Origin of the sequence: Anaerobacillus sp., assembly GCF_046314235.1 — a bacterium.
Lineage (GTDB): Bacteria > Bacillota > Bacilli > Bacillales > Anaerobacillaceae > Anaerobacillus.
Map to the genome: position 1 here is coordinate 22,532 of NZ_JBKBWN010000009.1, position 23,356 is coordinate 45,887.

Sequence of the window (23,356 nt, forward strand, 5' to 3'; positions counted from 1 at the left end):
GGTGGACAAATTACTAAAAATGTCTTTTTATGGTGCCAGGCACCTAAACTGTGCACAAGGTGCACCAATACTATTACTGTATACATACTGTGCTACTCGTTAGTCTATGACTTATCTGGGCAAAATGTTTCTCATTAAATCAAATGTTTTAAATATGATTGAATAAAGGGGCTTAAGCAGTCAAACAATGTTAGAAGATGAGAGACGTTTTAACATCAACATAATGAGAAGCATATACTAATCGCAAAGAAAGGGACTAGGTGATTGCCATGAAAAAAGAGATGGATATCGTAGAAAAAACTGCTAGGGATTGGTTAGTAAAGCGAGGAGTTACAATAGATGACATTGCAGATCTTGTTTATTTTCTGCAAGTAAAATACCATACAAATTTAAAGATGGAGGATTGTATTGAAAACGTTGATAGAGTTCTCGGCAAACGTGAAGTTCAAAATGCGATTTTGACTGGGATCCAACTAGATATGTTGGCTGAAAAAAACTTAATTGAACCGCCACTATTAGACATTATTCAAAGAGATGAAGGATTATATGGGGTTGATGAAATTATCGCACTTTCTATCGTTAACGTTTATGGTTCAATCGGCTTTACGAATTACGGCTATATCGATAAACAAAAACCTGGAATATTAGAAAAGTTAAACGAAAAAGAAGGCGAACAGTGCCATACGTTTTTAGATGATATCGTCGGTGCGATTGCTGCTGCAGCTTCAAGTCGCTTGGCACATCGAGCTGCAAACGTAGAGTAATAAAAAACAGCGTAAGTCTTGTTTGTTAAAGGATTATATGCGAAAAAAATGGATGAGGGAAATGCTAGCCCCCTCATCCATTTCATTTTTTCTAGTTACAGTTAAGCTGTTTCAATTGGTTTAATGTAATTTTCTAAAACTTCCACTCGCTTAAAGAATTAATCGAAAAAGTCGGCTGTTTTGCATAGCTAATAAGTTGCTCTTTTGAAGTTACGCCCGTGTGGACCATAATTGTGTCCATGTTAGCATTTATCCCTGCTAAAATGTCAGTATTATAGTTATCACCGACCATCACTGTTTTCTCTCTTAGTGTGCCAATGACTTCAAGTGCCTGGTCAACGATAATTGATTCCGGCTTACCGATAAAAATTGGCGCTACTTCCGTTGATACCGCAACTACAGATGTAATCGATCCATTTCCTGGCATTAATCCTCTCTCTGTAGGTAAGGCAATATCACCGTTTGTTGAAATAAATCTGGCTCCAGCACGAACAGCTAAACAAGCTTTGGCCAATTTCTCGTATGTAATCTCACGATCGATGCCTACGACAACATAATCAACATCTTCACCTTTAATTTCAAACCCTTGTTTTTGCAATGCATCTTTTAAGCCTTCTTCACCGATCATATAAACTGAGGCATTTGGTTTTTCGTCTGCAATGAACTTTGCCGTTGCGATACTCGTAGTAAACACATGTTTTTCTGTCGCTGGAATACCCATTTCGAGTAGATGTTCAGCAACTTGAGCACATGTTTTCGACGAATTATTTGTGACAAACAGGTAAGGAATTTCTCTTTTAGCTAACTCTTTGACAAACTCCACCGCTTCTTCGATCTTCTCTTTGCCACGGTACATCGTTCCATCAAGATCTATTAAATATCCATCATATTGCTTCATGTAGTAGAAGTCCTCCTTTTTAATTAAACGTTTGATTAACTTTGGATAAGCTTTTCAAATTTTAACCTAATTAAACATAAAAAGCCACCTCGGGTTAGAAGTGACTTTTAACAATTTAGTGATTTTTCGGTTTTATTTTGTAGAAGCAATGCGGTTCAGCATCTACAGCCATACAAACTTCACAATCAACTTCGTCTGTTCCTAAAAGCTCTTGAAATAAGGAAAGTTCACACTTACAGGCTACAGGATACTCTTTGGCAATTTCAGAGATTGGGCAATTATATTCTTTGAAGAGATAGTTACCTTCTTTGTCTTTTTCCCACTCAACCATATAACCGTGCTCATTTTGAAGACGAGCCAATTCCGCAATTTTATCATCAAGAGAATTATGATCGGTAATTCTAGAACCATACTTTTCCTTCATCCGTTCTTTTCTTCGCTCAAATAATTGTTCAACCATTGCCTGTCCGCTCATATCTTCAATATCGCGTAATAAATCGACAGTTAAAGTCGCGTAGTTTCTCGGAAACATCTCTTGCCCTGTTTTTGTTAAATAATAGACATTTGTAGGGCGTCCCATCGCCTGTCGCACTAAAGATGTGCTAATTATATTATCTCGTTCCAATGTATTTAAATGTCTGCGAACAGCCATTTCTGTAATATCAAGTTGGTTTGCCATTTCAGAAACTGTCAATTGCTTATTAACTTTTAGCATACTTAAAATCTGATCACGTGTCGAAACTTGGTTTCCCATCTTTTCACCACCCTTTTCTTTATTTTAATAGATGATGAACAATTAGTAAATTAATCAACTAAAAAGTTTATAAATGTACATAATTTCAAGTGGAATTTACCATAACAGTGATTAAAGGAGTACTTTTTAGTTATTTTTGCTCTGGTATAAATGCCGTTACATGACCTAACTCATTTTTTAAGTATTGAGAGACAGAAGGAGCAAAATTCATTAATGATTCAGCATGAACAGTAAAAATTTGCTTCATATGCTCATGATCAATGTTTGTATAATCGCGAACAACCATTGTCCTTAGCGAAACAACTTCTTTAAAGCTATCTGCGTCCTTTTCCGCAATCACTTTTTCATCAAGAAGAATGTTAATAATATCTTCGTAACTGCCAGGGTCCCTCATAATAAAACCATCAATTAAACTATTGCCTACATCAATAATTGCTTCAATAACGATATGTACAACTCGCTCTAAAGATAGCTTGTCTTCAAATGAATTCCATTCTTTTTTACCATTATAAAATTGTAGATATTCATCCATAATCGAAAGCTTTTCTTCAATCGTTTTACGATCAACAAAATACATCTTTCTCACCTACACTTTTTTAAATTAGTATAACACAAACAGACAATTTATAAGAATTTTACGTATTTATGATTACCAGTTTAATATTTATGATCATTTTGGTATGATGTTAAAGGAGAAAAAAACACATAATGGGGGAATTACTACGTGGAACGTGAATTAGCATTAGAGATTGTTCGTGTTACAGAAGCAGCCGCATTAGCTTGCTCACAATGGATGGGACGTGGCAAGAAAAATGAAGCAGATAATGCTGCAACTAGTGCGATGAGAGCAATGTTCGATTCTGTAAACATGACTGGAACAGTTGTTATCGGCGAAGGGGAGCTTGATGAAGCACCAATGTTATACATCGGTGAAGTCCTTGGAAATGGAAATGGACCTGAGGTGGACATCGCTGTAGACCCATTAGAAGGGACAAGCATTGTCGCAAAGGGACATCCTAATGCAATGGCTGTTGTAGCGATTGCTGATAAAGGCTGTTTGCTACATGCCCCAGATATGTATATGGAGAAAATAGCAGTTGGTCCAAAGGCAGCAGGACTTGTCCGTCTTGACGATCCGATCGAAAAAACAATTGATATTATTGCAAAAATGACAAACAAACGTGTCCACGATGTGACGGTTATCATTCAAGAACGTGAACGTCATGATGAAATTATTGAGCGTATCCGCCAAAAAGGTGCTCGTGTAAAACTGTTTGGTGATGGCGATGTTGGTGCAGCGATTGCTACAGCACTTCCACATACAGGAATTGATTTATTTATTGGAATTGGTGGCGCACCTGAAGGCGTTATTTCAGCAGCTGCGTTAAAAGCTCTTGGTGGCGACATGCAAGCAAGGTTAGTACCTATGAACGATGAAGAAGTTGCACGTTGTAAAAAAATGGGTCTAGAAGATCCGACGCAAATTTTACAATTAGATGACTTGGTTCGAGGTGATGATGCTATTTTCGCAGCGACAGGCGTTTCTACCGGAGAGCTACTCGAAGGAGTTCGTTTCTTAGGAGGAGACCTAGTTGAAACAGACTCTATTGTCATGCGTGCCAAGACAAAAACAGTCCGTTACATTAAGGCTCACCATCATCTATCCAATAAACCGCATTTGGTCATGGAATAACAAAATAATTTTTTTGGGGCGATGATCATGTGCCCCCTTTTTTATTTATCGAGATCATTAGACTTCAGCTCATAGCGATTTTTTTCACTCTTACTCAATAGTAAGCGCTAATTGTTTTCAAATAGATAAAAAATAAGATATGATCATACTATGAAGAAAGCATAAACACTATTGGTGTTCTTTAGTTAATTACAACTAGGGATTCGGCTGGATATCACACAAATGACTTCAAATAGATTCAATTGGAAAGGATGAATTATTCATGGCAGAACGTTTTTATCTCTATGACGAAACAGAAGAAACGAAAACTCGCTTCGTTAGTTTTATGGGAGAAAATCAACGGTTTGATATTGCAATTATGTCAACATCTCGTTATTACGGGAAACAAATTGTTCTTGATATGCAGTCAAATCGACTGGCAATTATCGGTACTGATGATCTTGAAGAGCCAGGTTACATTGAACATGCCTTTAATTTAAACGAAAAAGATGCTGAAGATCTTCGCAGTTATCTATATGAGGTTATTGGTTAAACCGTATTTTTCGTTCATATAATTCCCTTCTTTTCGGAAAGCTAACGTAAGGAGGTGGTAATTTTGAGCGACAAAGATAAGTATTCTGATTTTTCAAATGCGGAAATTGGAGACAACTACGTCATTCCAGAGGATACTCCTGATGGGCCGTATGGCTCACCAGTAAATAAAAAATTGGGGAAAACAACGCCTTGGCGAGAGGGCCAACGTAGTATGAGTGCCTTTAATTATGAATTCAAATCACTCCATCAAGGGTTACCGCGGCAAGACCCAGGAGCACATCCACCGCATGATGACCCCAATAAAAAAGAAACAACTTATACTTCTAAGGATTAGTTAAAAAGCGACTGAAATTTGATCATTTCAGTCGCTTTTTTTTATAATCGAAACTTGCCGATTTCTTCGCTTAATTCACTAGCTAACTTACTTAAGGTTTCAGCGGAAGCTGTAATTTCTTCCATTGAAGCGGACTGTTCCTCGGCCAATCCTGCTACCATTTGTGTTTTTGAAGTTGCCTGTTCAGTAATTGAATTAACGTCAACAAAAGAAGAGGCAACTTGTTCAGTACTTGCTGCAATCTCTTCAGTAATTGACGTAACCTCTTGAACAACACTTGCTAAACTTTGTGCTGAATCCAGGATCTCTTTAAATGCTTGACCGGTATTTTCAATGATCGAAACACCATGCAATACATCTTCAGAAACTGTATTCATTTGGTCTACTGTTGTTAATGTGTCAGATTGAATCGATTGAATTAATTCGGTGATTTGAGTTGCCGATTTACTTGATTGCTCTGCTAATTTCCTTACCTCATCTGCAACAACAGCAAAACCTTTCCCATGTTCACCAGCTCTTGCTGCCTCGATCGCTGCATTTAGTGCTAGTAAATTCGTTTGATTAGATATATCTGAAATGGCAACGACAATTTTTTCGATTTCTTTTGAGCGTTCATCTAAAGCTTTGATTGATTTAGACGTTATTATTACATTGTTTTCAATCGTTCTCATTTGCGTAACAGCTTGAGTAATGTTTCCTTCTCCTAGCTGAGCTTTATAGGTTGTTTCTTCAGAAGCTTTTGAAACAGCTGAAGAAGCATTGGCGATTGTTTGTATTCCATTAGAAACTTCATTAATAGCCACTGTACTGTCTTGAATTTGTTTTAACTGAACATCTGCTCCAGTTGCAATTTCATCGATTGAAGTACAAACTTGTTGTGTCGCACCATTTGTTTGTTCTGCACTTGCTAATAATTCCTCAGAAGAAGCAGCCAAATTCTCACTTGCTTGTTTCACAGTTTGAATTAAATTCCTTAAGTTATCTGCCATTATATTGAATGATCGGCTCAATTGAGCAACCTCATCTTTAGATTTAACTTTTAAAGAACTTACATTCAAATCACCTTTTGCGATTTGTTCGGCCATTTTTGAAAGTTTTCCGAGCGGTATTAATTTTATATGAATGAAAAAAAATGCTAAAGCTAGTGAAATGAATACTAAAATTGATGAAGTAATCATTACAAAATAACTAAAGTTAACATCTCTTTCCGCTTCGCTTACAATTGAATTCGTCCATTGTTCTAATTTTTCATTAAATTCATCAATAGATTCAGCGATTAACAGCTTACCTACCTCGTAAGAAGCTCCAAAAACAATAGTTCTAGCCATCTCTAAATTGCCTTTTTCAACTAAATCCATGGCTTGCTCTTCAAGTAAAATTAAATCATTAGAGTTTTCAGCCGCAAGTTCGATCAAACTAATTAACTCATTTGGGACTTGTAACTCATTAAATCTAGCAACAACCCTATCTCTAGTCTTAGTTTCATTTACTTCTTTCCAATAATTATTATAATGAATGCTAAGACCAAACTGTGTATAAGCCCTCACTTCATTCGTTAAATAGTCAGAGGAATCTTGAAGTTCAATCGACAGCATCGTTAACTCTGTTTGCAAATTGAATGCATGTTTTTCTTTTTCCAGACTCTTTGAAAGTTGAAACATTGTCCATCCTGTTAATATAAATAGCAGTGCAATAATAACCGTGGTTGTCTTTAATAACGTAGTTAATTTCATCGGTGCTTCTCCTCTTTTAAATGTTCTATAAAACCTCTGTAAAACAAAGAACCTATTATGAAACAAGTAAGAATATATTACCACGGCTTTAGGTTCAATAATAGCGTTCAACCAATAGTCGTTTAATTAAGATAATTCATATTAATCAATGAATAATAGATATACAACCTTTAATTCTTTTGTTGGCTGGAAGCTAAAACAGCATGAAATTATCTAATTGTCATTTCCATTCTTCCCCAAAACAAAAAGCATATTTCTCATCAGAAACATGCTTTCATGGCTTAATCGGTTATTAAGTCTTTTTCTGGTTCTTTTGTTTTCTTCCCGTTACCTCGTTCTTCCTTCACGCGACGCAACATAAAATAAGGGCAACCAAAGTTACAGTATTCGAATAAGTACTCAGGAAAGGTACTAATTTTTGAATCATATGTGGCCTTGCGATTGCTATCCTCAAAAAAACCTCGGAGGCGCAGTTGACCATAGCCCCAATCACCAACGATGTAATCATATTTATTTAAGACATCACTATATCTAGCTTTAAATGCTTCTTCATCCCAAGCATCTCGATGTTCTTGAATAACTTCAAAGCTTACTCCTTGTACACGAATCATTTCTGTCACCTCTTTTCCTATATTGCCTGATAAATAAGAAAAATTCAACCTCTATTTGCTCAACTAACAATTATTTCTAATGGTAACGATGTTAGATTTGGTCATCCTACTACTAGAGGATGTTCAAAAAGTCTGGTCACATAGACGGTGGATCGACCCTTTCTTGTCTCCCCTTTTGAACAGTATCTAATTAGGAGGTAACGTCCATGAAAAAGTTTTTGTTAGTTATGACTATTTGTTTAATATCTATAACTGGTTGCCAAACATTAATGCAAAACGAATCACCGATCGCTCAGGATAATGTAGAAATCCTTAATAGTAAAAACAGAAGTGACTTTAACGTAATCAATCCTGATAAAGATTATCGTGAGATTCAACGTTTTGGATATGTTCGTCACCAACGCGAAACTGCGCTGCCAAGAGGCGGTACGAATCCAATTATTGCAGTTTATGACCCTGAACTATTAGCAGATGCCATCAGTAAATTAGCTGTGCTTATTCCTGATGTTGAAGATGTTGCTACATTAGTTACAGATCAACATATCTTAATTGCTTATGAAACGACATCGGAAGATCGTGATCTAACTGCTGATCAAGTGAGACAAACCGCAGTCAGCTGCGTGCCAAGTTTTTTTGATATTTATGTTTCTGACAAACCTGAAATGATCTCCACCATTGAGCGGTTTGGAAATCTCTCGTCTAGAACAGAAAATGTTCATGGTGTCTTAGAGCATACAATTGAAGAAATGCGCCAGTCTCCACAAGGTAGAGGAATTAGCGCTAGTGAAAGTAACTATTACGGCCAAAATATGAACAGACCTTTAGACAATAAACCTTATAACCAAATGAATCGGTAAATTTTTACTCTATCACCACTTAAAAGGGTGAAAGGGGTTGTCCCAAAGCAAAGTAACAGTCACCTCAGGCACGATATGTAGTGTTCATTAATACTAGATATCGCGCCTACACGAGGTGAACTGTCACCTATGAGACAACCCTTTTTCCACTTTCAATGCTTCTTGTCTAGCTTGCGCTTCGTTCACTTGTTCATCTGCATGGTAAGAAGATCTCACTAACGGTCCACTTTCACAGTGACTAAAGCCTTTTGTCATAGCAATTTCTTTTAGTTCTGCAAATTCTTCTGGAGTCCAATACTTTTCAAGCTTTATATGATTTTTTGTTGGCTGTAAGTATTGGCCAATTGTTAAAATATCGACATTATGAGCACGAAGATCGTCCATCGTTTCAATGATTTCTTCCTTTGTTTCTCCAAGCCCGATCATTAAGCTTGATTTCGTAGGAATGTTAGGGTGCAGTTCTTTTGCATTCTTCAAGACAGTTAGCGAGCGCTCATACGTTGCTCTTGCACGAACACGAGGCGTTAGGCGCTTCACTGTTTCAATATTGTGATTTAAAATATTTGGCCTAGCATCCATTAGAATTTTTAGATTATCAATCGATCCCATCATATCCGATGGTAATACTTCAATTGTACAAAATGGGCTCTTCCGACGTATTGCTCGAACGGTTTCAGCAAATATTTTAGCACCACCATCTTTAAGATCATCTCTCGCAACTGCTGTTATGACAACATGCTTCAAACCCATTGTCTTGACGGATTTGGCTACTCGTTCCGGCTCGCCCAAGTCTAATTCGGTAGGTAACCCAGTTTTTACAGCACAAAAACGGCATGCTCTTGTACAAATATCTCCTAGAATCATAAATGTAGCAGTTTTTCGTTCTGCCCAACATTCATGAATATTAGGACATCTCGCTTCTTCACAAACTGTATGAAGCTTTTCTTCGCGCATCATTTTCTTAAGGCCTGTATATGAATCGTTTGTATTAAGTTTAATTTTTAGCCAATCAGGCTTGCGAATATATTCTTCTTGTTTTGCCAAAATGTTTTCACTCCCATTTGAGGTTTGAGTGTACGATTCTTAATTTGAATATGTAAATCTCTAAAACTAAGTTTTAACACGGTACACCCTAAACTGACTAAACTAACTTTACCATGAAAATCGAGAAATCTCAAAGCTGTTGCACTACCATTGGTATTAATTAACATATATTTTTCTCACCATTTTCTACAAACTATACTTATGGGTAGGCTAGAAAGGAGTTACTTAAAATGAAACGCTCGCTAATCTTGATTATTACAATTTTATTTACGCTAGCTTCAGCACCCTCGATATCGTTTGCTGAGGAGAAAGCGAAGCTTAGCTATGAAGAACTACTTGAAAAGCGGATGGACTTATATCAAAAGGTGGAGGCGGTAACAAATGTTCCGTGGTACTATTTAGCCGCTGTCGACTCCTTTGAACGTGGCATCAGACGCGCAAGAAGGGATTTACCGAGGGAAGAAGGCGCTATTGCGATCTTTTATTCACCTGAGAAATGGGCTGGACCACTAAATCCAAATCCAAAAGATACTAACCCTCTTGCAATTAGTTTGTTCGGTGGCGTTGGTTTAGATGGGAACGGAGATGGTGAAGCGAACATAAATGACGATGAGGATGTCCTATACACCTTCGCTAAGCATTTAGAGTCCTATGGTTATGATGAAGAAAACATTCGCGTTGGTATCTGGGAGTTTTATCACCGTGAAAAATCGTTGCAACTCGTTATGGGACACGCAAAGGTCTATGAGACGTACAATACGATTGCCTTAACCGGCAATGCCTTTCCGCTCCCTACCCGTTATAACTATAGTTATAAAAATACATGGGGTGACGCTAGAGGCTGGGGTGGACGGAGAATGCATGAAGGTACAGATCTATTTGCCGGTCATGGCACACCAGTAAGAGCAACGACATATGGAATTGTTGAATTAAAGGGCTGGAACAAATTTGGCGGCTGGCGCGTAGGCATACGTGACACCGATAATATTTACCATTACTTCGCTCATTTAAGTGGATTTGAAAAAGGGATTGAGGAAGGAAAAGTCGTTGAGCCAGGCACTGTCATTGGTTACGTAGGAAGTTCTGGGTACGGAAAGCCAGGTACTTCCGGAAAATTCCCACCGCATTTGCATTACGGGATGTACCGCGACAATGGCTTTACCGAATGGTCATTTGACCCATTTCCATCCTTAAAAAATTGGGAGAAAAAAGATAAAGCTAAAAGGAAAAAAAGTTGAAGTATCACATAGAGTGTACTGTTTAAGGAAACATTCTAAAGTTAAAGCAAAAAAGCTCGGAGAAAGTTTTCTCCGAGCTGTTAGTATACTACGATATGACGAACCTAGATTTAAGCCCTATTTTTGTTTAGAAACTTTCACAGCGTTTAGAATGCTCGCTGCAAGTCCCCCCCAGATGATTACGATACCGACTATCATCATCACAACTGCACTTAAACTCATTTTGCTTTCACTCCTTTATCTTCAGAGTAAGCTGCTGGTACTTCTAAATCTTTTTCGCCCCACTTTAAGCTTGCAAAAACAAATCCAAGCACTAAAGCTGCGATTGCAACTGCCCATCCTGAGTAAAGTATAAATGAAGTTGAGAAATCCCCATCCCCATAATTAACTTTGATGTTTTGAATTAAATTCATGACAAACATATAACCTAATACGATTGGTGTAACAACACCTAAACATACACGCCACCATAGTCCAGTGCGTAAGTCCGAAGTTGCATTCGCATGTTCTTGGAATGGCTTTAGTTTCTTCACAAACCAAGAAATCGTAATGACTGACACAAGTCCAGCTAAAGCAATACCAAATGTGTTAATAAAGTAATCAGCTACATCTAAGAAGTATAGCCCTCCTTGAGTAGCAAATAAGATCGAAATCAATGCTGATAATCCGCCACCAATTACCACTGCTTTTCTACGTGACACTTTAAATTTCTCTTGTACGCCGGCAACAAATGTTTCAACAATAGAAATTAGTGATGATAACCCTGCAAAGACTAGTGATCCAAAGAATAGGACACCAAAGAGTCCATTAAAACCCGGAAATGTATTTAAGATTTGCGGAAAAACAACAAACGCTAATCCAATCCCACCAGCAGCTACTTCCTCAACACCAACACCTGATTGTGTCGCCATAAAGCCTAGTGCCGCGAAAATACCAAAACCTGCAAGTAACTCAACACTTGAATTACTAAAGCCTGCAATAAAAGCATTATTGTTAATATCCGCTTTCTTTGGTAAGTAACTCGAGTACGTAATCATAATCGCAAAGGCAATCGATAAACTAAAGAAAATTTGTCCGTATGCTGCTACCCAAACACCTGGAGACATGATTTCACTCCAGTTAGGTTTAAAGAACGTTTCTAATCCTAACGCCGCACCTTCTAATGTAAGGGCACGAACAACGATAATTAAAAACATGACTACAAGCGTAGGAATAAAAATTCGGTTTGCTACTTCAATTCCCTTTTTAACTCCTTTAAATAGTACACCCAATGTGACAACCCAAACTAAAACTAGTGGGATGAAAACAGATGGAACAAGACTTCCTATTTGACCTGGAGCATCAGCAAGATTTAAGTAATCTCCAAATAAAAATGCCTTTGTTTCCGTTCCCCATTTTTGACCAACAGCAAAATACGTGTAGGCCATTGCCCAAGCGATAATAACGGCGTAGTAGGTGGAAATGACGAAAGCAATCGCTACTTGCCACCAACCAATCCATTCTGATTTCTTATTCATGCGGGCATACGATAGTGGTGCTGAACCACGATACTTGTGACCCATAGTAAATTCCATAATGAGGAGCGGAATACCAGCAGTTAAAAGTGCAAATAAGTACGGAATAAAAAATGCCCCTCCACCATTATCGTAAGCTACATATGGGAAACGCCAAATGTTCCCTAACCCTACTGCGGATCCAACAGCTGCTAAAATAAAACCAGCCCTTGTCCCCCATTGTTCACGACCTTCCATAAATAATCCACCTTTCTTTTTTAAAATATTGTAAAGATAATTAAGTATATTCTGATAATTACAACTTTATTAATGTAACTTAGAATAAATGAATAACATTATATTAGTATTAATATTCAGACTATTCAATTTTCATTTTAGTACTATCTATACGTTTTGTCAAAGATTATTTTTTCAAAATATTATATATTTTTTTAAAAAATACAGCTGCACTTTCGTGCTTTATCGCATAAAATCGCTATAGCAGAAAAGAAATAATGCTACCAATAATGTTCTGGAAAATTATAGAATAGCCATTTTCCCACAACAAAAAAATCGCATCAATTTCTGTTTAGAAATCGATGCGATTTTTGTTGTGGAATTGCACGTAGGAAGTAATTCCTTTCCTCTAAAGGACTTCGGTCTCTAGATTTATGCTCCTTTTAATGCAGGAACTATTTTTTTCAGGACGAAAACCACTCCAACAAATGCTGCAGCTGCAGCTAAGAAACCGATGATTGCACTTCCTGTTAAACCAAGAACAAGATAACCAACAATGGAAACCCCAGCAATCATTAATGCATATGGTAACTGTGTCATCACATGGTCAATATGATGGCTTCCGGCCCCTGTTGACGATAGGATCGTCGTATCTGAAATTGGTGAACAGTGATCACCAAAGATTGAACCTGCTAAAACAGCTGCTAAAATTGGTAGCATTAATGAAATATCAGTTGCTGCTGCAATGTCACCAGCAATCGGTAATATAATTCCAAATGTTCCCCAGCTTGTTCCTGTTGAAAATGCCATAAAACCAGCAATAATAAATAAGATAACTGGTAAATAGGCTACGCTCATGTTCAGCTTTTTAACAACTTCCTCTGCTAAATAAATACCTGTACCCAGGTCATTAATGATCGTAATAATTGTCCAAGCAAAAATAAGAATGTAAATGGCAGGGAGCATGGATTTAATACCAGCCCATAATCCTAAACCTATATCATTTAATCCAAGCTTTCTTGAGAAGCTCAGTACTAAGGTTACAGCTAAACTTACTAAGCCACCGTAAAGTAGAGCAGCAGCGACATGTGTATTTTCAAAAATCGCTAAAATGGTTGCATCACCATCGGTACCTTGAATACCTGTTGTAATCATAAAGAACACTGTTGCCACGATTAATGTAACGATTGGCCAAATTAAATCGCCAACTTTTCCAACGACAGTAGAAACATCACCTTGATCCCCTGGAACTGGTCCTTTCTTCTTGTCGACAACTTCTCCTGTTTCAATCGCGCGTTGTTCATGAACACGCATTTGGCCTAAATCAAGCTTAAAGTAGACAACTGCTACAACCATTAAAATCGCAAAGATTGCATAAAAGTTCATTGGAGCAATGAGTACGAATGCTTGTAACGCTTCCCACTGCGTAACACTGTGTGTTACTAAAATTCCCCCAATAATCGTAATAATGTAAGCACCCCAGCTCGAGACCGGTGCAATGACACACATTGGAGCTGCTGTTGAGTCCACTAAATACGCCAATTTCGCTCTCGAAACACGGTGGCGATCTGTCAACGGGCGACCGACATTACCAACTGTTAAACTATTGAAATAGTCATCAATAAAAATAATAATCCCAAGTAGAACTGTAACAAGTTGCGCGCCAACTCTTGTTTTAACACGGCTCATTGCCCACTCACCAAAGGCACGACTTCCGCCTGTTACGGCAATTAAAGCAGCAATCATTCCAAGCAGTAATAAGAAGAAGATGATGTATAATTCCCAAGAATTAATCGCCCCTTCATCAATAAAAATCGCAAATACGATCGCAGCAATTTGTTTTACACTGTTGATCAAAACATTGTCTGTTAAACTAATAAAATTCTCGCCACTATTAAAATTAAGCATTAATGCGCCCACAACAATCCCGGCTCCGAGTGATAGTAACACTCTCCGTGTTACTATAACCATCAACAAAGCTAAAACCGGTGGAATTAAACTATAAATTGTTTCTACCATCTTTCTTCCTCCATAAATCAATATTGTAGTAGCTAGTTTTCTAGCCCTAGAAAAAACATAAAGCAACCTTGAATCCCATTCAAGAATGTCGATGTTAGAAGACTTCTTTTGCTGCTCATTCACGATTTTCTGTTCTCAATCCTGAATGAAAATATGGCTAACTTCTTTCACATCGCCGTCATCCACTGCTTGTATAAGAGGGGAACGATAGAACTTAGCCGATGCTTTCAACACAAAAAGGCAGCAATAGAGAAACCTATTGCTACCTTTATACGTAAACAATAATCCCTCACAAAAGTTTAGTAGTCCTCCACAATCAATTTTGGGAAAAAGATTGTGACAGTTCTACACTTATTAAGTGTAGACCCAGCAACAATTATTTCGACGATAATAGTCACTTCGGCAAAAATTCCTTTCAGGTAGCCTTCACAGTTGTCATTCTCTAGCTACTTACTCTTAAGTTTTGCGCCTCTACCTCACCTATAGATGAGGTATTACTTATATTTAGTTGGTTTTAACTTAGTTATTATAACAATCGTACGACAAGTTTTGCAACTGTTAATTATTGTTTATCGCATCGTTTAAGTCTTGTTGATTAATAATTGCTGGCATTGGCATGCTTCCACTACCTTCGCCACCGGCGTGAAAAAATTGTGGTACATCTCCTTGAATATAGATCATTCCAACTGGAATTAACGTTTGCACTTCTTTCGTTTCTGTAGCAAATGGTATGACAATCTTTACGTCTACCGTTATTTCAATCGACAAGCTAATCCACGCATTGTTAATACCAACAGAACTTGCCTCTTGTTTAATCTGTGATTTTACGTCACCAATAGCCGTTAATCTTACAGGTACCTTTGGACCTAGATGAGCAAGTAACGAATTTTGTGTTGCTTGGCCTAGTGGAATCATATGTATAATTCCGTGTTGATGATAGGAGTCTTGATCAACTTCTATCCCGTCAGGAATGGCTAAATCTCCGACTTCCCCTTTTGCAACCTTATTCAAATATTTTTGTACGTTCAAGGTAGTTTCTTGTAATACTCGACCCAAGATTAAAGGATTAAAGTTAGCGGATATGATCCTCCCATTATTGTCCTTTTGGAGATCAATCAAATTATTCATATCAGAGTTTTCAAGGATTTTTTTACTTACAGCCTCATTTATTGCAAGAGTCGCAATTCGCTGCGTTTCAGTGTTTGCAATTGAAATTAACGTTGGTCGGATCCCTTTCTCGACAATGACAAATCCTTGTGCGGTCATTATACAAAAAATTAGAAATGAAATTAATAGTACATATCGAAATGGAAGCGGACCTTTTTGTGGTCTGTATTTTCTTCGCTTTAACATATAAAAATCCCCCTTCACATACTTCATATGTATGCAAAGGAGGACTGGTTCTTAACTAAAATAATGAAATTTAAATTGGAGATGACATATCTCGATATTATTTTTTATCATAAACTCGAAACTCATAACGATATTTATTCTTTTCATCAGGATCGTGTTTTTCGCTCGAGACAAGAAGCCACTGATCATTTAGCTCTCGAAAGAACGTATCACCGGTAAAGCTTTGATCAATAAATGTAAGATAGACTCGGCTTGCATGTGGGAGAAATTGTTCATAAATTTGGGCACCACCGATAATAAACAGATCTTCTTGTTGACTATATTGTAGTGCTTCCTCTAGGGAATGAATGACTTGGCAACCTTCCGCTTGGAACTCTTGATCTCTTGTTAAAATAATATTTGTTCGATTGGGGAGTGGGCGTCCAATTGACTCAAATGTCTTTCTTCCCATGACAACAGCATGACCTGTTGTGGTTTTTTTAAAATAAGCTAAGTCCGCTGGTAAATGCCAAGGCATTTGATTATTTAAGCCGATCACCCGATTTTCGCCTGTAGCGACAATTAAAGAAATCATACGGAAACTTCTCCTTTAATATGTGGATGAGCGTCGTAACCAACTAATTCAAAATCGTCGTAAGTGAACTCAAACACTGATTTCACATTAGGATTTAGCTTCATTTTCGGCAAAGCTTTCGGCTCACGGGTCAGCTGTAGTTTAACTTGTTCTAAGTGGTTTGAGTAGATATGAACATCGCCAAATGAATGGATGAATTCCCCAGGCTCTAAATCACAAACTTGAGCAATCATCAACGTCAACAAAGCATACGAGGCGATATTAAAAGGGACACCTAAAAAGACGTCGGCACTTCTTTGGTACAACTGACACGAGAGTTTTCCTTCGTTCACGTAAAACTGGAACATACAATGACAAGGTGCTAACGCCATATCTTCAATTTCAGCGACATTCCAAGCATTGACGATTAGTCGTCTAGAGTCAGGATTACGTTTAATCTCTTCAATCACATTCGAAATTTGATCAACAGTTTTGCCATTAGCACCTGTCCATGAGCGCCATTGCTTCCCATAAACCGGTCCTAAATCGCCATTTTCATCAGCCCACTCATTCCAAATTCGGACGTTATTTTCTTGCAAATACTTTATATTCGTATCTCCCTTTAAAAACCAAAGAAGTTCATGGATAATGGCCTTTAATGAGAGCTTTTTCGTCGTTAAGAGCGGGAAACCTTCGGCTAAGTCCGTACGCATTTGATAGCCAAAAACACTAATTGTCCCTGTCCCCGTTCGATCTGTTTTCTCTGTACCATTGTCTAATATATGCTTACATAAATCTAAATATTGACGATCCATTAATAACATCCTTTCGCTTTCAATTACTTGATAATAGTACTAGCTACGTTTCGTAACAATACTCTAAATTCTACATGATTTTCACCTTAGAAACTATAAAAAAGCATAGACAGTAAAAAATTAGTGAAGCTCCTAAGATCCTTCACTAATTTAAAATTGCACACTTTATACGAAACGATCCTATTCGACTGCCAGTCTTGTTTCATTCTCGATGATCGTTACATGATGTTCTTTAGCCAAGTCAACTTCATATGGAGAAATTTTAGCTCCAGCATGTTCAAATATGAGAACGAACGGTCTCATCCCGCAAAACTTATTTTGCCTAGAGACGACACCTTTTCGGCCATCACTTAAGTAGACTGTTAGACCATTCGGATAGATCGCAATTGTTTTACTAAACAATTCAACAATTTGTTTATCAAATAAAGTGCCCGCCCCAGCATATAAAATCTCTAACGCTTCATGAGGTAACATTGCCTTTCGGTAGACACGGTTTGAAGTTACTGCATCAAAAACATCAGCAATCGCTAATATTTTTGCATATAGATGAATTTTATCACCAGTAATACCTTGAGGATAACCCGAGCCATTAATCCGTTCATGGTGCTGAAATGCACAATGGGCTGTTAATAACGAAATATTTGGCGCATTTCGGAGCATATCATAGCCCGCTCTTGAATGTTCTTTAATTATGTCAAATTCTTCATTTGTTAAGCGACCGTTTTTCTCAAGAATTTCCTTTGGCACCAAAACTTTACCTACATCATGCAAAATAGCTCCTAAGCCAATTTCAAATAGTTGCTTTTCAGTAAACTTTAGCTCCATCGCTAGTCCAATTGTATAAATCGTTACATTTAATGAATGTGTAAAGATATAGGAATCATAGCAATAGACGTCTGATAGTATCGAAATAACATCGTCGCTTTTTTTTATATCTGCTAAAATGCTTTCAACGACTTTAGAGAAGTTTTTGCTTAGATGAGCTGTATTTAATGAGTTGCCGATAATCTGATGATTAGCAATTTCTTCAAACTCTTTTCTAATTGTTGTTATTGCCGCTTTTCTTGTTTCATCAGAGACAATATTTTGCACCTTAATGTTTTTTGTCATTTCATCTTCAATATAAACATAGCCTATTCCTAATTTTATAAGCCTATTTATAATTCTTTGAGATAGAGGTATGCCAGCTTGGATTAGAACATTTCCATTATCATGATAGACTGGCTTGCTTAAAGTGTCATTTTCTTTTAATGATCTCGTTGTGACTAGTCTCATATGTATTCCCCTACTCTAAGAATTAACTAATTAATAAGCCCCAGTGGCTTTACTAAGATGAAACGAAAAACTAGTTATAACTTATAATACTACGAATTGTTAACTAATAAAACTAAGAATCTTTATATTTCGTAGAATTTTGTCTAATTTCATCAATATTTGGCGCTTTTTACCTAGAAAAATGAGGCTGTCTTAGTATCGGTGCCAGTCACCTTCAAATTTCTTTGAGGTGCGCTGACACTAATTGGACAGCCTCATTTTTATAAGATTATATCATTTTTAATAACGCATCTCGACCGGTCATGCCAACCTTTATGCCTAATTCCTCTGCAGCAAGCGTCACCGACTCTAAAGGGGCATCTATTAGTTGTTCGATCGTGCGAACCCCAACAGCTCTTGCAGCTATGATCTTTCGTTCTCTAAGCTTTTGATTGCTGTTAAAAAGGGCAACGTCTAACGCACCGCACATGATATAACCTTTTTCATTAGTTACCGCCATAAAATTAGTTTTCGGTAGTTTCATCTGTACCGCAGTAAACTGATGACCTTCAATCAAAATTGGCGACATTTCAAGCATCTTCCACACTCCACTCCTATCGGAAAATGTGCAGCAACTCCCTAATACGGGTTCCTCGAAAATGGTTATTAAGCCATTGTGAGGAATCAACGCATACAGTCAAAGTAGGCCACTTTCCAAGATTAAAGTTACTAATAATACTGAGAACATTTTAGTCTATTGTCCTCTTTATCAAAGTATGAAAAACGTTAAAAAAAGTGCCTTTTGGCTAGCTAGTTACTGACCCAATTCTAAAGGTGAATAACGAAAAAAATTATTTCCATAGTGCTTCCCCTACATCCTCCGTAGTTTCCAAGCCAATAAATCTCTCAATAATTCTGGCATATAAAACGTCTTAATTTTCGCAGATGCAATCGACGGGTAGATGTGTCCGAATGTAAACAAATCGACCGTTGCAACAGTATAGATGCGGTCGTGTTCAATCGTTTGACCGTTTACTTTAATGTTGTAGGCATGGGTGAGGCCATCACTTAGTTTCTTTTCTTCATATGTGACACCATCAAAAACCATAATCCCCATCACTTCTCCCCGAAAGCCAAAACCTCTAATTTTTTTATCGATCATCTCTTTTGAGAGCCCATGATGAATGATTTCTTTCAATTGTTGTCCTGTCAACTCTATTTTCGCCGGGTTGATTGGATGTGGACATATGCGATGTAAATCACCTTTTGTCACCGGACCACTTCGTAAGCCTTCAAGCAAGAGTCCTGAATTAGCCATTCCTAGTTCTCCATCACACCACTCTCTTATCGCCGAAGCTAATAACGCAGCGAACGAACTTGGCCTTTCCCAAGATATCGTTAGTGAGTCCTTCAACCAGCTTATCTCTTCATTCAAAACTGCTTGATGCTGATATGATAGGCGTTGAATCCTGGCTGCCGTAGCCTCACAAGGGGCGTATTCGTTTACGGCTAAACAACGCGCCTTAAAATTTTCAATTCGTCTCTCTTGATGATTAACGGTTATTGAAAGGTGACCGACGTAATTGCCAAACTTCCCAGCTTGATGGATGAGCGTATTTTTTATTATCAATCCATCATTTAAAACATGATGAGTATGCCCACCTAATATAATATCAATCCCCTCAATTTGATCCGCAACTACCTCATCAAAATTCAAACCCAAATGCGATAAAAAAATGACAATATCAGCTTGCTCCCTTACTTTCTTTACTAGCGGAGGCAAGATCTCAAAAGGATCCTCTACTTTCCAGCCTAACGCTTCATAGAAGGGACGAAACGGAATCGTTAATCCGATAATTCCGACTGTTAGCCCATTTGATAGTTGGACAAAATGAAACGGTTTAAGCCAATTCGGCCGTTCTCCATTCTTTTCGAATAAATTAGCAACTAAAACTGGGAAATTCGCTTCTTCATATAACTCTGATAACGCCCCTTTTGATATTGTGATGCCTTCGTTATTTCCGATCGTTGCACTATCGTAACCAACTTCATTCATTAACTGGACATTTGCTTTTCCAAGTGTCGCTTCTGTAAGTGGATGAAAGCGATCGGCATGGTCACCAATATCAAAAAGCAAAACATCTTCTCCGCGTTCTTCGTACAAATTCCGTTTTTCCTTAAATAATGAAATAATTTTTGGCCATTGCTCTAAATGACTATGTAAATCATTCGTATAAAAAATATGAAATTCTGAAGTTTCCATAGGAATCACCGCTTTTTAAAATATAAAATTGATAAGCTATTCTCTACAACCAAATCTTAAATCTTCTAACTATTACCCTTAAGATAACCCTTGAAAAATTAGTCTAATTCCGATAATCACTAAGAAAATCCGTAAAATGTTTACGACTGTATCACTTTTAATTCGTTGATTAATTGTCGCTCCTAGTACACCACCAAACCAAGCACCAGGGACTAGTGCTAAGGCATATAACCAATTCACATTACCAAGGGCAATATGACTGACCGAACTTAAAATGGCCGATAAAAAGATCATAAACATTGAAGTTGCAACCGCTCGGTGTGGTGGGAAACCAAACAATAAAATCATCGCTGGTACCATAATTGAGCCTCCACCAATCCCAAATAATCCCGAGCATAATCCTACAATGAATGCAATTGAGATTGCTAATACTGGGTGGTAACCATATTCGATTGTATCACCGACTTCATTTTGATAGTCTCGTTTAATCCCTGTTTTCGTTAATTTTAAGGGCTTTAAATGTTTGCGGATCATTAATACAAAGGATATAAAAATAATAAATGCTCCAAAGATAATTAGAAATATTTTTGTATCAATACCGCTGTTAAAATAGACACCTACCAATGCACCGGGGCCACTTCCAGCAAAAAAAATAAAGGCACTTCGTAAATCAACTGTTTTTTGTTTTAAATACGTTAACGTTGACGAAAGACCGGTAAAAATCATAATTAATAACGATGTACCAACTGCTACTTGTGGCGTAACGTCCCCTAAAATAACTAAGTAGCTACTAAGAATCATTAAGGCTGGAACGACAATAATTCCGCCACCAAGCCCCATTAAACTCCCCAACGTTCCAGCAACAAGCCCAATAATCAATAAAACAATCCATTCCATGAATAAAGCCAACTTTCTTTTAAGTATACTGTCAATTATGAATGATGAGTTTTGAAATGTAAAATTTAGAATGTACTATAATATTAGTAATTGATAGCAAGCTTTTTTATTGCGAAAATCATTAACGTAAATTAAAAAAAGCCCTGAGGCTCTTAATAACTATTTAATTTATTTATTTCATCGAGGACGTATTTTACTGCGTGCTCATTATTAATGATTCTAAATATGTTAAGCGATTTCTCTAACCACAGAAGCGTTTCCTGCTTATTACTCGTTAATGCCAATATACTTTCACCCTTTTGAAAATATGTTTCACCTAAAATATAAAAAGTTAAATTAGAGAGACATAGTTGAATCGTTTTATCACAAAACCTAATGGCCTCTTGATAATTAGATAGCAAATGGGCAATAACAGCAGAATTATACGCAATTCGGATCGCAAGCTTTGGATCATAATTTGCAGGTGATTTCTTCATTTTAATTGATATATCATGATATATTTCCGCTGCTTTTGCATACTGTCTTATTTCACCGTGAATAGCCGCAATGCTTGCCAATATATCTATTTCAGTTGCTGAAGTATTTTTTTTCGTAGTTGGAGTTAATTGAAGGGCTGCATCAAGTAATTCAAACGCCTTATCCTGGTTATTATTAAGATAAAAATAACTAATCCCTTCACGCCATAATAAAATTTGTTTTAGCTCATCTCTACGAAACAATGGATTAATTTTCTCTAACTTTACAATTCTCAAGACTTCTTTATAGTTTTTTTCTCTAACTAACCGTTCCAAATCTTGGTAAACGTTTTTAACATATTCGATTTTCAGTAAACTTCCAGAACCATAAAAATAGTCCATATCAACACCAAGACGTTTGGCGATTTGATAAAGTATGTATGAATTTGGAACTATTTCATTTTTTTCAATGCGGCTAATTGTTGCTTGGGTGCAAATTCCTTCTGCAAGTTCTTCCTGGTAAATATTGTAGTGCATCCGTAGCTCTTTAATTTTATCACCAACATACATAATCATCCGCCCCCCTATTTATGCATATTTGTATATCATAGTGAAGAACGAGCCATAAACGCGAATTTTATGACGAAATTTGAAATCAAACCTACCTAGAACTGATTTACACAAATCCTCAGCATATGCCATGATCTAATTATAATATAACAATTCTCTTTAAAAAAGGAGCTGGAAATTATGAAAAGACTTTTAGTTGGGGTGTTAGCTTTAGCTTTAATTTTAGGTTTTTCCCAAGCGACGGAAACTTCTGCACAAGAAGAAATCAAACCTTTAGGATTTGGATTCATTCATGGATAATGATTTAAGTAATTCAGAAACAACTAAAAAGTATAATCCTAATAGGAATAATACTTTTTATTGGTTCGTCGTCTTTGATCAGATTATGGGGGAATTTTACAATATTACGTTATTCGAAGATGAGAATTCCAACCTCCATGATATATGTAAAAAGTTTGAATTAGAAAATCCTAAGTTTATTGTTGCAAAAGCCGGTGTTGGTATTCAAAGTCGGCCACCAGAGATAAAAAGATTACCATATCTAATTTATTCCCATCTCTAAATAAGGAAAAAAGAGGCTATCCCAATGGCTATGCTTAGTATGGGATAGCCTCTTATTTAATTCATATTTCTTTTAAAGGAATACCTATCTGACTTGTTTGGAAGATTTCAGCTAGATTTCTTCGGTTAATTTCATCTTCTAGAAATTTGATGAATTCAAAATCTAACTTTAGTTCTTTTGCTTTTGAATATGCAGACATTAGTTTTTCATCTGAAATAAATCTTAAAGACAAACTCATCGTACAATGCCTCCCAAAAATAGTTTCTTAGGTCGGTTGCACTATTAGCTCCAAACTATTCAAGTGCCCATGTAAAAATAGTTTTTCTTCGCTCCCCAACTTTTTATTTTTAAAGATATTATACCAAACAATAATGGTTATATGTCAATAATTAACAAAATAAACTTCTAGTTAAATTTTTGCTCTG

General features: G+C 36.9%; 25 protein-coding genes and 2 riboswitches. Of the genes, 7 read left to right on the top strand and 18 right to left on the bottom strand.

Annotation, left to right across the window (positions count from 1 at the left end; all coding sequences use genetic code 11):
• Positions 1-269: 269 nt before the first annotated feature.
• Complete coding sequence (locus tag ACK4M9_RS13660) at positions 270-764, top strand: phosphatidylglycerophosphatase A family protein (protein ID WP_409851522.1); 495 nt, start codon at positions 270-272, stop codon at positions 762-764.
• A gap of 133 nt (positions 765-897) precedes the next feature.
• On the opposite strand, the gene ACK4M9_RS13665 is transcribed toward ACK4M9_RS13660, so the two are convergent.
• The 3 genes from ACK4M9_RS13665 to hepT form a co-directional block, all read right to left on the bottom strand.
• A complete protein-coding gene (locus ACK4M9_RS13665) occupies positions 898-1,662 on the bottom strand; it encodes a TIGR01457 family HAD-type hydrolase (protein WP_409851525.1) in 765 nt (254 codons plus the stop codon).
• A 115-nt stretch (positions 1,663-1,777) separates the two neighbouring features.
• Entirely contained in the window at positions 1,778-2,416 is a 639-nt protein-coding gene (locus ACK4M9_RS13670) for a helix-turn-helix transcriptional regulator (RefSeq protein WP_409851528.1), read from the bottom strand.
• A gap of 130 nt (positions 2,417-2,546) precedes the next feature.
• The gene (gene hepT, locus ACK4M9_RS13675; RefSeq protein WP_409851531.1) at positions 2,547-2,993 is read right to left on the bottom strand and encodes a type VII toxin-antitoxin system HepT family RNase toxin; all 447 of its coding nucleotides are present in this window, start codon (positions 2,991-2,993) and stop codon (positions 2,547-2,549) included.
• Between the two features lie 147 nt (positions 2,994-3,140).
• On the opposite strand from hepT, the gene glpX reads away from it, so the two are divergent.
• From glpX to ACK4M9_RS13690, 3 genes are all read left to right on the top strand, one after another.
• Entirely contained in the window at positions 3,141-4,109 is a 969-nt protein-coding gene (gene glpX, locus ACK4M9_RS13680) for a class II fructose-bisphosphatase (protein WP_409851534.1), read from the top strand.
• Positions 4,110-4,371: 262 nt separating this feature from the next.
• Positions 4,372-4,641 carry a DUF3055 domain-containing protein gene (locus tag ACK4M9_RS13685; protein WP_409851536.1) on the top strand — a complete coding sequence of 90 codons (270 nt, stop codon included), beginning with the start codon at positions 4,372-4,374 and terminating at the stop codon, positions 4,639-4,641.
• Positions 4,642-4,704: 63 nt separating this feature from the next.
• Positions 4,705-4,977 (top strand): hypothetical protein, encoded by a 273-nt coding sequence (locus ACK4M9_RS13690; protein WP_409851539.1) that lies wholly within the window; start codon positions 4,705-4,707, stop codon positions 4,975-4,977.
• Positions 4,978-5,018: 41 nt separating this feature from the next.
• Here the strand turns inward: ACK4M9_RS13690 and ACK4M9_RS13695 are convergent, their stop codons facing one another.
• Together ACK4M9_RS13695 and ACK4M9_RS13700 are read right to left on the bottom strand one after the other, a co-directional pair.
• On the bottom strand, positions 5,019-6,710 hold the full coding sequence (locus ACK4M9_RS13695; protein ID WP_409851542.1) for a methyl-accepting chemotaxis protein: 1,692 nt from the start codon (positions 6,708-6,710) through the stop codon (positions 5,019-5,021).
• A gap of 281 nt (positions 6,711-6,991) precedes the next feature.
• The gene (locus ACK4M9_RS13700; RefSeq protein ID WP_409851544.1) at positions 6,992-7,321 is read right to left on the bottom strand and encodes a YutD family protein; all 330 of its coding nucleotides are present in this window, start codon (positions 7,319-7,321) and stop codon (positions 6,992-6,994) included.
• A gap of 206 nt (positions 7,322-7,527) precedes the next feature.
• Between ACK4M9_RS13700 and ACK4M9_RS13705 the strand changes: the two genes are divergently transcribed.
• A complete protein-coding gene (locus ACK4M9_RS13705; protein WP_409851547.1) occupies positions 7,528-8,178 on the top strand; it encodes a YhcN/YlaJ family sporulation lipoprotein in 651 nt (216 codons plus the stop codon).
• A 123-nt stretch (positions 8,179-8,301) separates the two neighbouring features.
• Here the strand turns inward: ACK4M9_RS13705 and lipA are convergent, their stop codons facing one another.
• Complete coding sequence (gene lipA, locus ACK4M9_RS13710; RefSeq protein WP_409851549.1) at positions 8,302-9,222, bottom strand: lipoyl synthase; 921 nt, start codon at positions 9,220-9,222, stop codon at positions 8,302-8,304.
• A 230-nt stretch (positions 9,223-9,452) separates the two neighbouring features.
• Here lipA and ACK4M9_RS13715 point away from each other — a divergent pair, with 230 nt between their 5' ends.
• On the top strand, positions 9,453-10,460 hold the full coding sequence (locus ACK4M9_RS13715; protein WP_409851552.1) for a M23 family metallopeptidase: 1,008 nt from the start codon (positions 9,453-9,455) through the stop codon (positions 10,458-10,460).
• Positions 10,461-10,577: 117 nt separating this feature from the next.
• Here the strand turns inward: ACK4M9_RS13715 and ACK4M9_RS13720 are convergent, their stop codons facing one another.
• From ACK4M9_RS13720 to ACK4M9_RS13770, 11 genes are all read right to left on the bottom strand, one after another.
• Positions 10,578-10,682 carry a methionine/alanine import family NSS transporter small subunit gene (locus tag ACK4M9_RS13720; RefSeq protein ID WP_409851554.1) on the bottom strand — a complete coding sequence of 35 codons (105 nt, stop codon included), beginning with the start codon at positions 10,680-10,682 and terminating at the stop codon, positions 10,578-10,580.
• Positions 10,679-12,211, bottom strand: coding sequence for a sodium-dependent transporter (locus ACK4M9_RS13725; RefSeq protein WP_409851556.1), 1,533 nt, complete (start codon positions 12,209-12,211; stop codon positions 10,679-10,681). The genes ACK4M9_RS13720 and ACK4M9_RS13725 overlap by 4 nt, the downstream gene beginning before the upstream one ends.
• Positions 12,212-12,622: 411 nt before the next feature.
• On the bottom strand, positions 12,623-14,209 hold the full coding sequence (locus ACK4M9_RS13730) for a Na+/H+ antiporter NhaC family protein (RefSeq protein WP_409851558.1): 1,587 nt from the start codon (positions 14,207-14,209) through the stop codon (positions 12,623-12,625).
• Positions 14,210-14,504: 295 nt separating this feature from the next.
• A riboswitch (Lysine riboswitch) is annotated at positions 14,505-14,691 on the bottom strand.
• A 76-nt stretch (positions 14,692-14,767) separates the two neighbouring features.
• On the bottom strand, positions 14,768-15,562 hold the full coding sequence (yunB, locus tag ACK4M9_RS13735) for a sporulation protein YunB (RefSeq protein ID WP_409851560.1): 795 nt from the start codon (positions 15,560-15,562) through the stop codon (positions 14,768-14,770).
• A gap of 97 nt (positions 15,563-15,659) precedes the next feature.
• Entirely contained in the window at positions 15,660-16,136 is a 477-nt protein-coding gene (gene folA / locus ACK4M9_RS13740; protein WP_409851563.1) for a type 3 dihydrofolate reductase, read from the bottom strand.
• On the bottom strand, positions 16,133-16,930 hold the full coding sequence (locus ACK4M9_RS13745) for a thymidylate synthase (RefSeq protein ID WP_409851566.1): 798 nt from the start codon (positions 16,928-16,930) through the stop codon (positions 16,133-16,135). Before ACK4M9_RS13745 ends, folA begins: the two co-directional genes overlap by 4 nt.
• Before the next feature lie 180 nt (positions 16,931-17,110).
• Entirely contained in the window at positions 17,111-18,205 is a 1,095-nt protein-coding gene (locus ACK4M9_RS13750) for an HD-GYP domain-containing protein (protein WP_409851569.1), read from the bottom strand.
• A 268-nt stretch (positions 18,206-18,473) separates the two neighbouring features.
• Entirely contained in the window at positions 18,474-18,782 is a 309-nt protein-coding gene (locus ACK4M9_RS13755) for a YunC family protein (protein ID WP_409851571.1), read from the bottom strand.
• Between the two features lie 273 nt (positions 18,783-19,055).
• Positions 19,056-20,447, bottom strand: a complete 1,392-nt coding sequence (locus ACK4M9_RS13760) for a bifunctional metallophosphatase/5'-nucleotidase (protein ID WP_409851573.1) — start codon at positions 20,445-20,447, stop codon at positions 19,056-19,058.
• Between the two features lie 78 nt (positions 20,448-20,525).
• Positions 20,526-21,344, bottom strand: coding sequence for a sulfite exporter TauE/SafE family protein (locus ACK4M9_RS13765; RefSeq protein WP_409851576.1), 819 nt, complete (start codon positions 21,342-21,344; stop codon positions 20,526-20,528).
• A gap of 152 nt (positions 21,345-21,496) precedes the next feature.
• Positions 21,497-22,375, bottom strand: a complete 879-nt coding sequence (locus ACK4M9_RS13770) for a helix-turn-helix domain-containing protein (RefSeq protein WP_409851578.1) — start codon at positions 22,373-22,375, stop codon at positions 21,497-21,499.
• 286 nt (positions 22,376-22,661) lie between these two features.
• On the opposite strand from ACK4M9_RS13770, the gene ACK4M9_RS13775 reads away from it, so the two are divergent.
• Complete coding sequence (locus ACK4M9_RS13775; protein ID WP_409851580.1) at positions 22,662-22,931, top strand: hypothetical protein; 270 nt, start codon at positions 22,662-22,664, stop codon at positions 22,929-22,931.
• A gap of 61 nt (positions 22,932-22,992) precedes the next feature.
• Here ACK4M9_RS13775 and sda read toward each other — a convergent pair whose 3' ends face one another.
• A complete protein-coding gene (sda, locus tag ACK4M9_RS13780; protein WP_409851582.1) occupies positions 22,993-23,169 on the bottom strand; it encodes a sporulation histidine kinase inhibitor Sda in 177 nt (58 codons plus the stop codon).
• Positions 23,170-23,190: 21 nt separating this feature from the next.
• A riboswitch (cyclic di-GMP riboswitch) is annotated at positions 23,191-23,274 on the bottom strand.
• Positions 23,275-23,356: the final 82 nt, after the last annotated feature.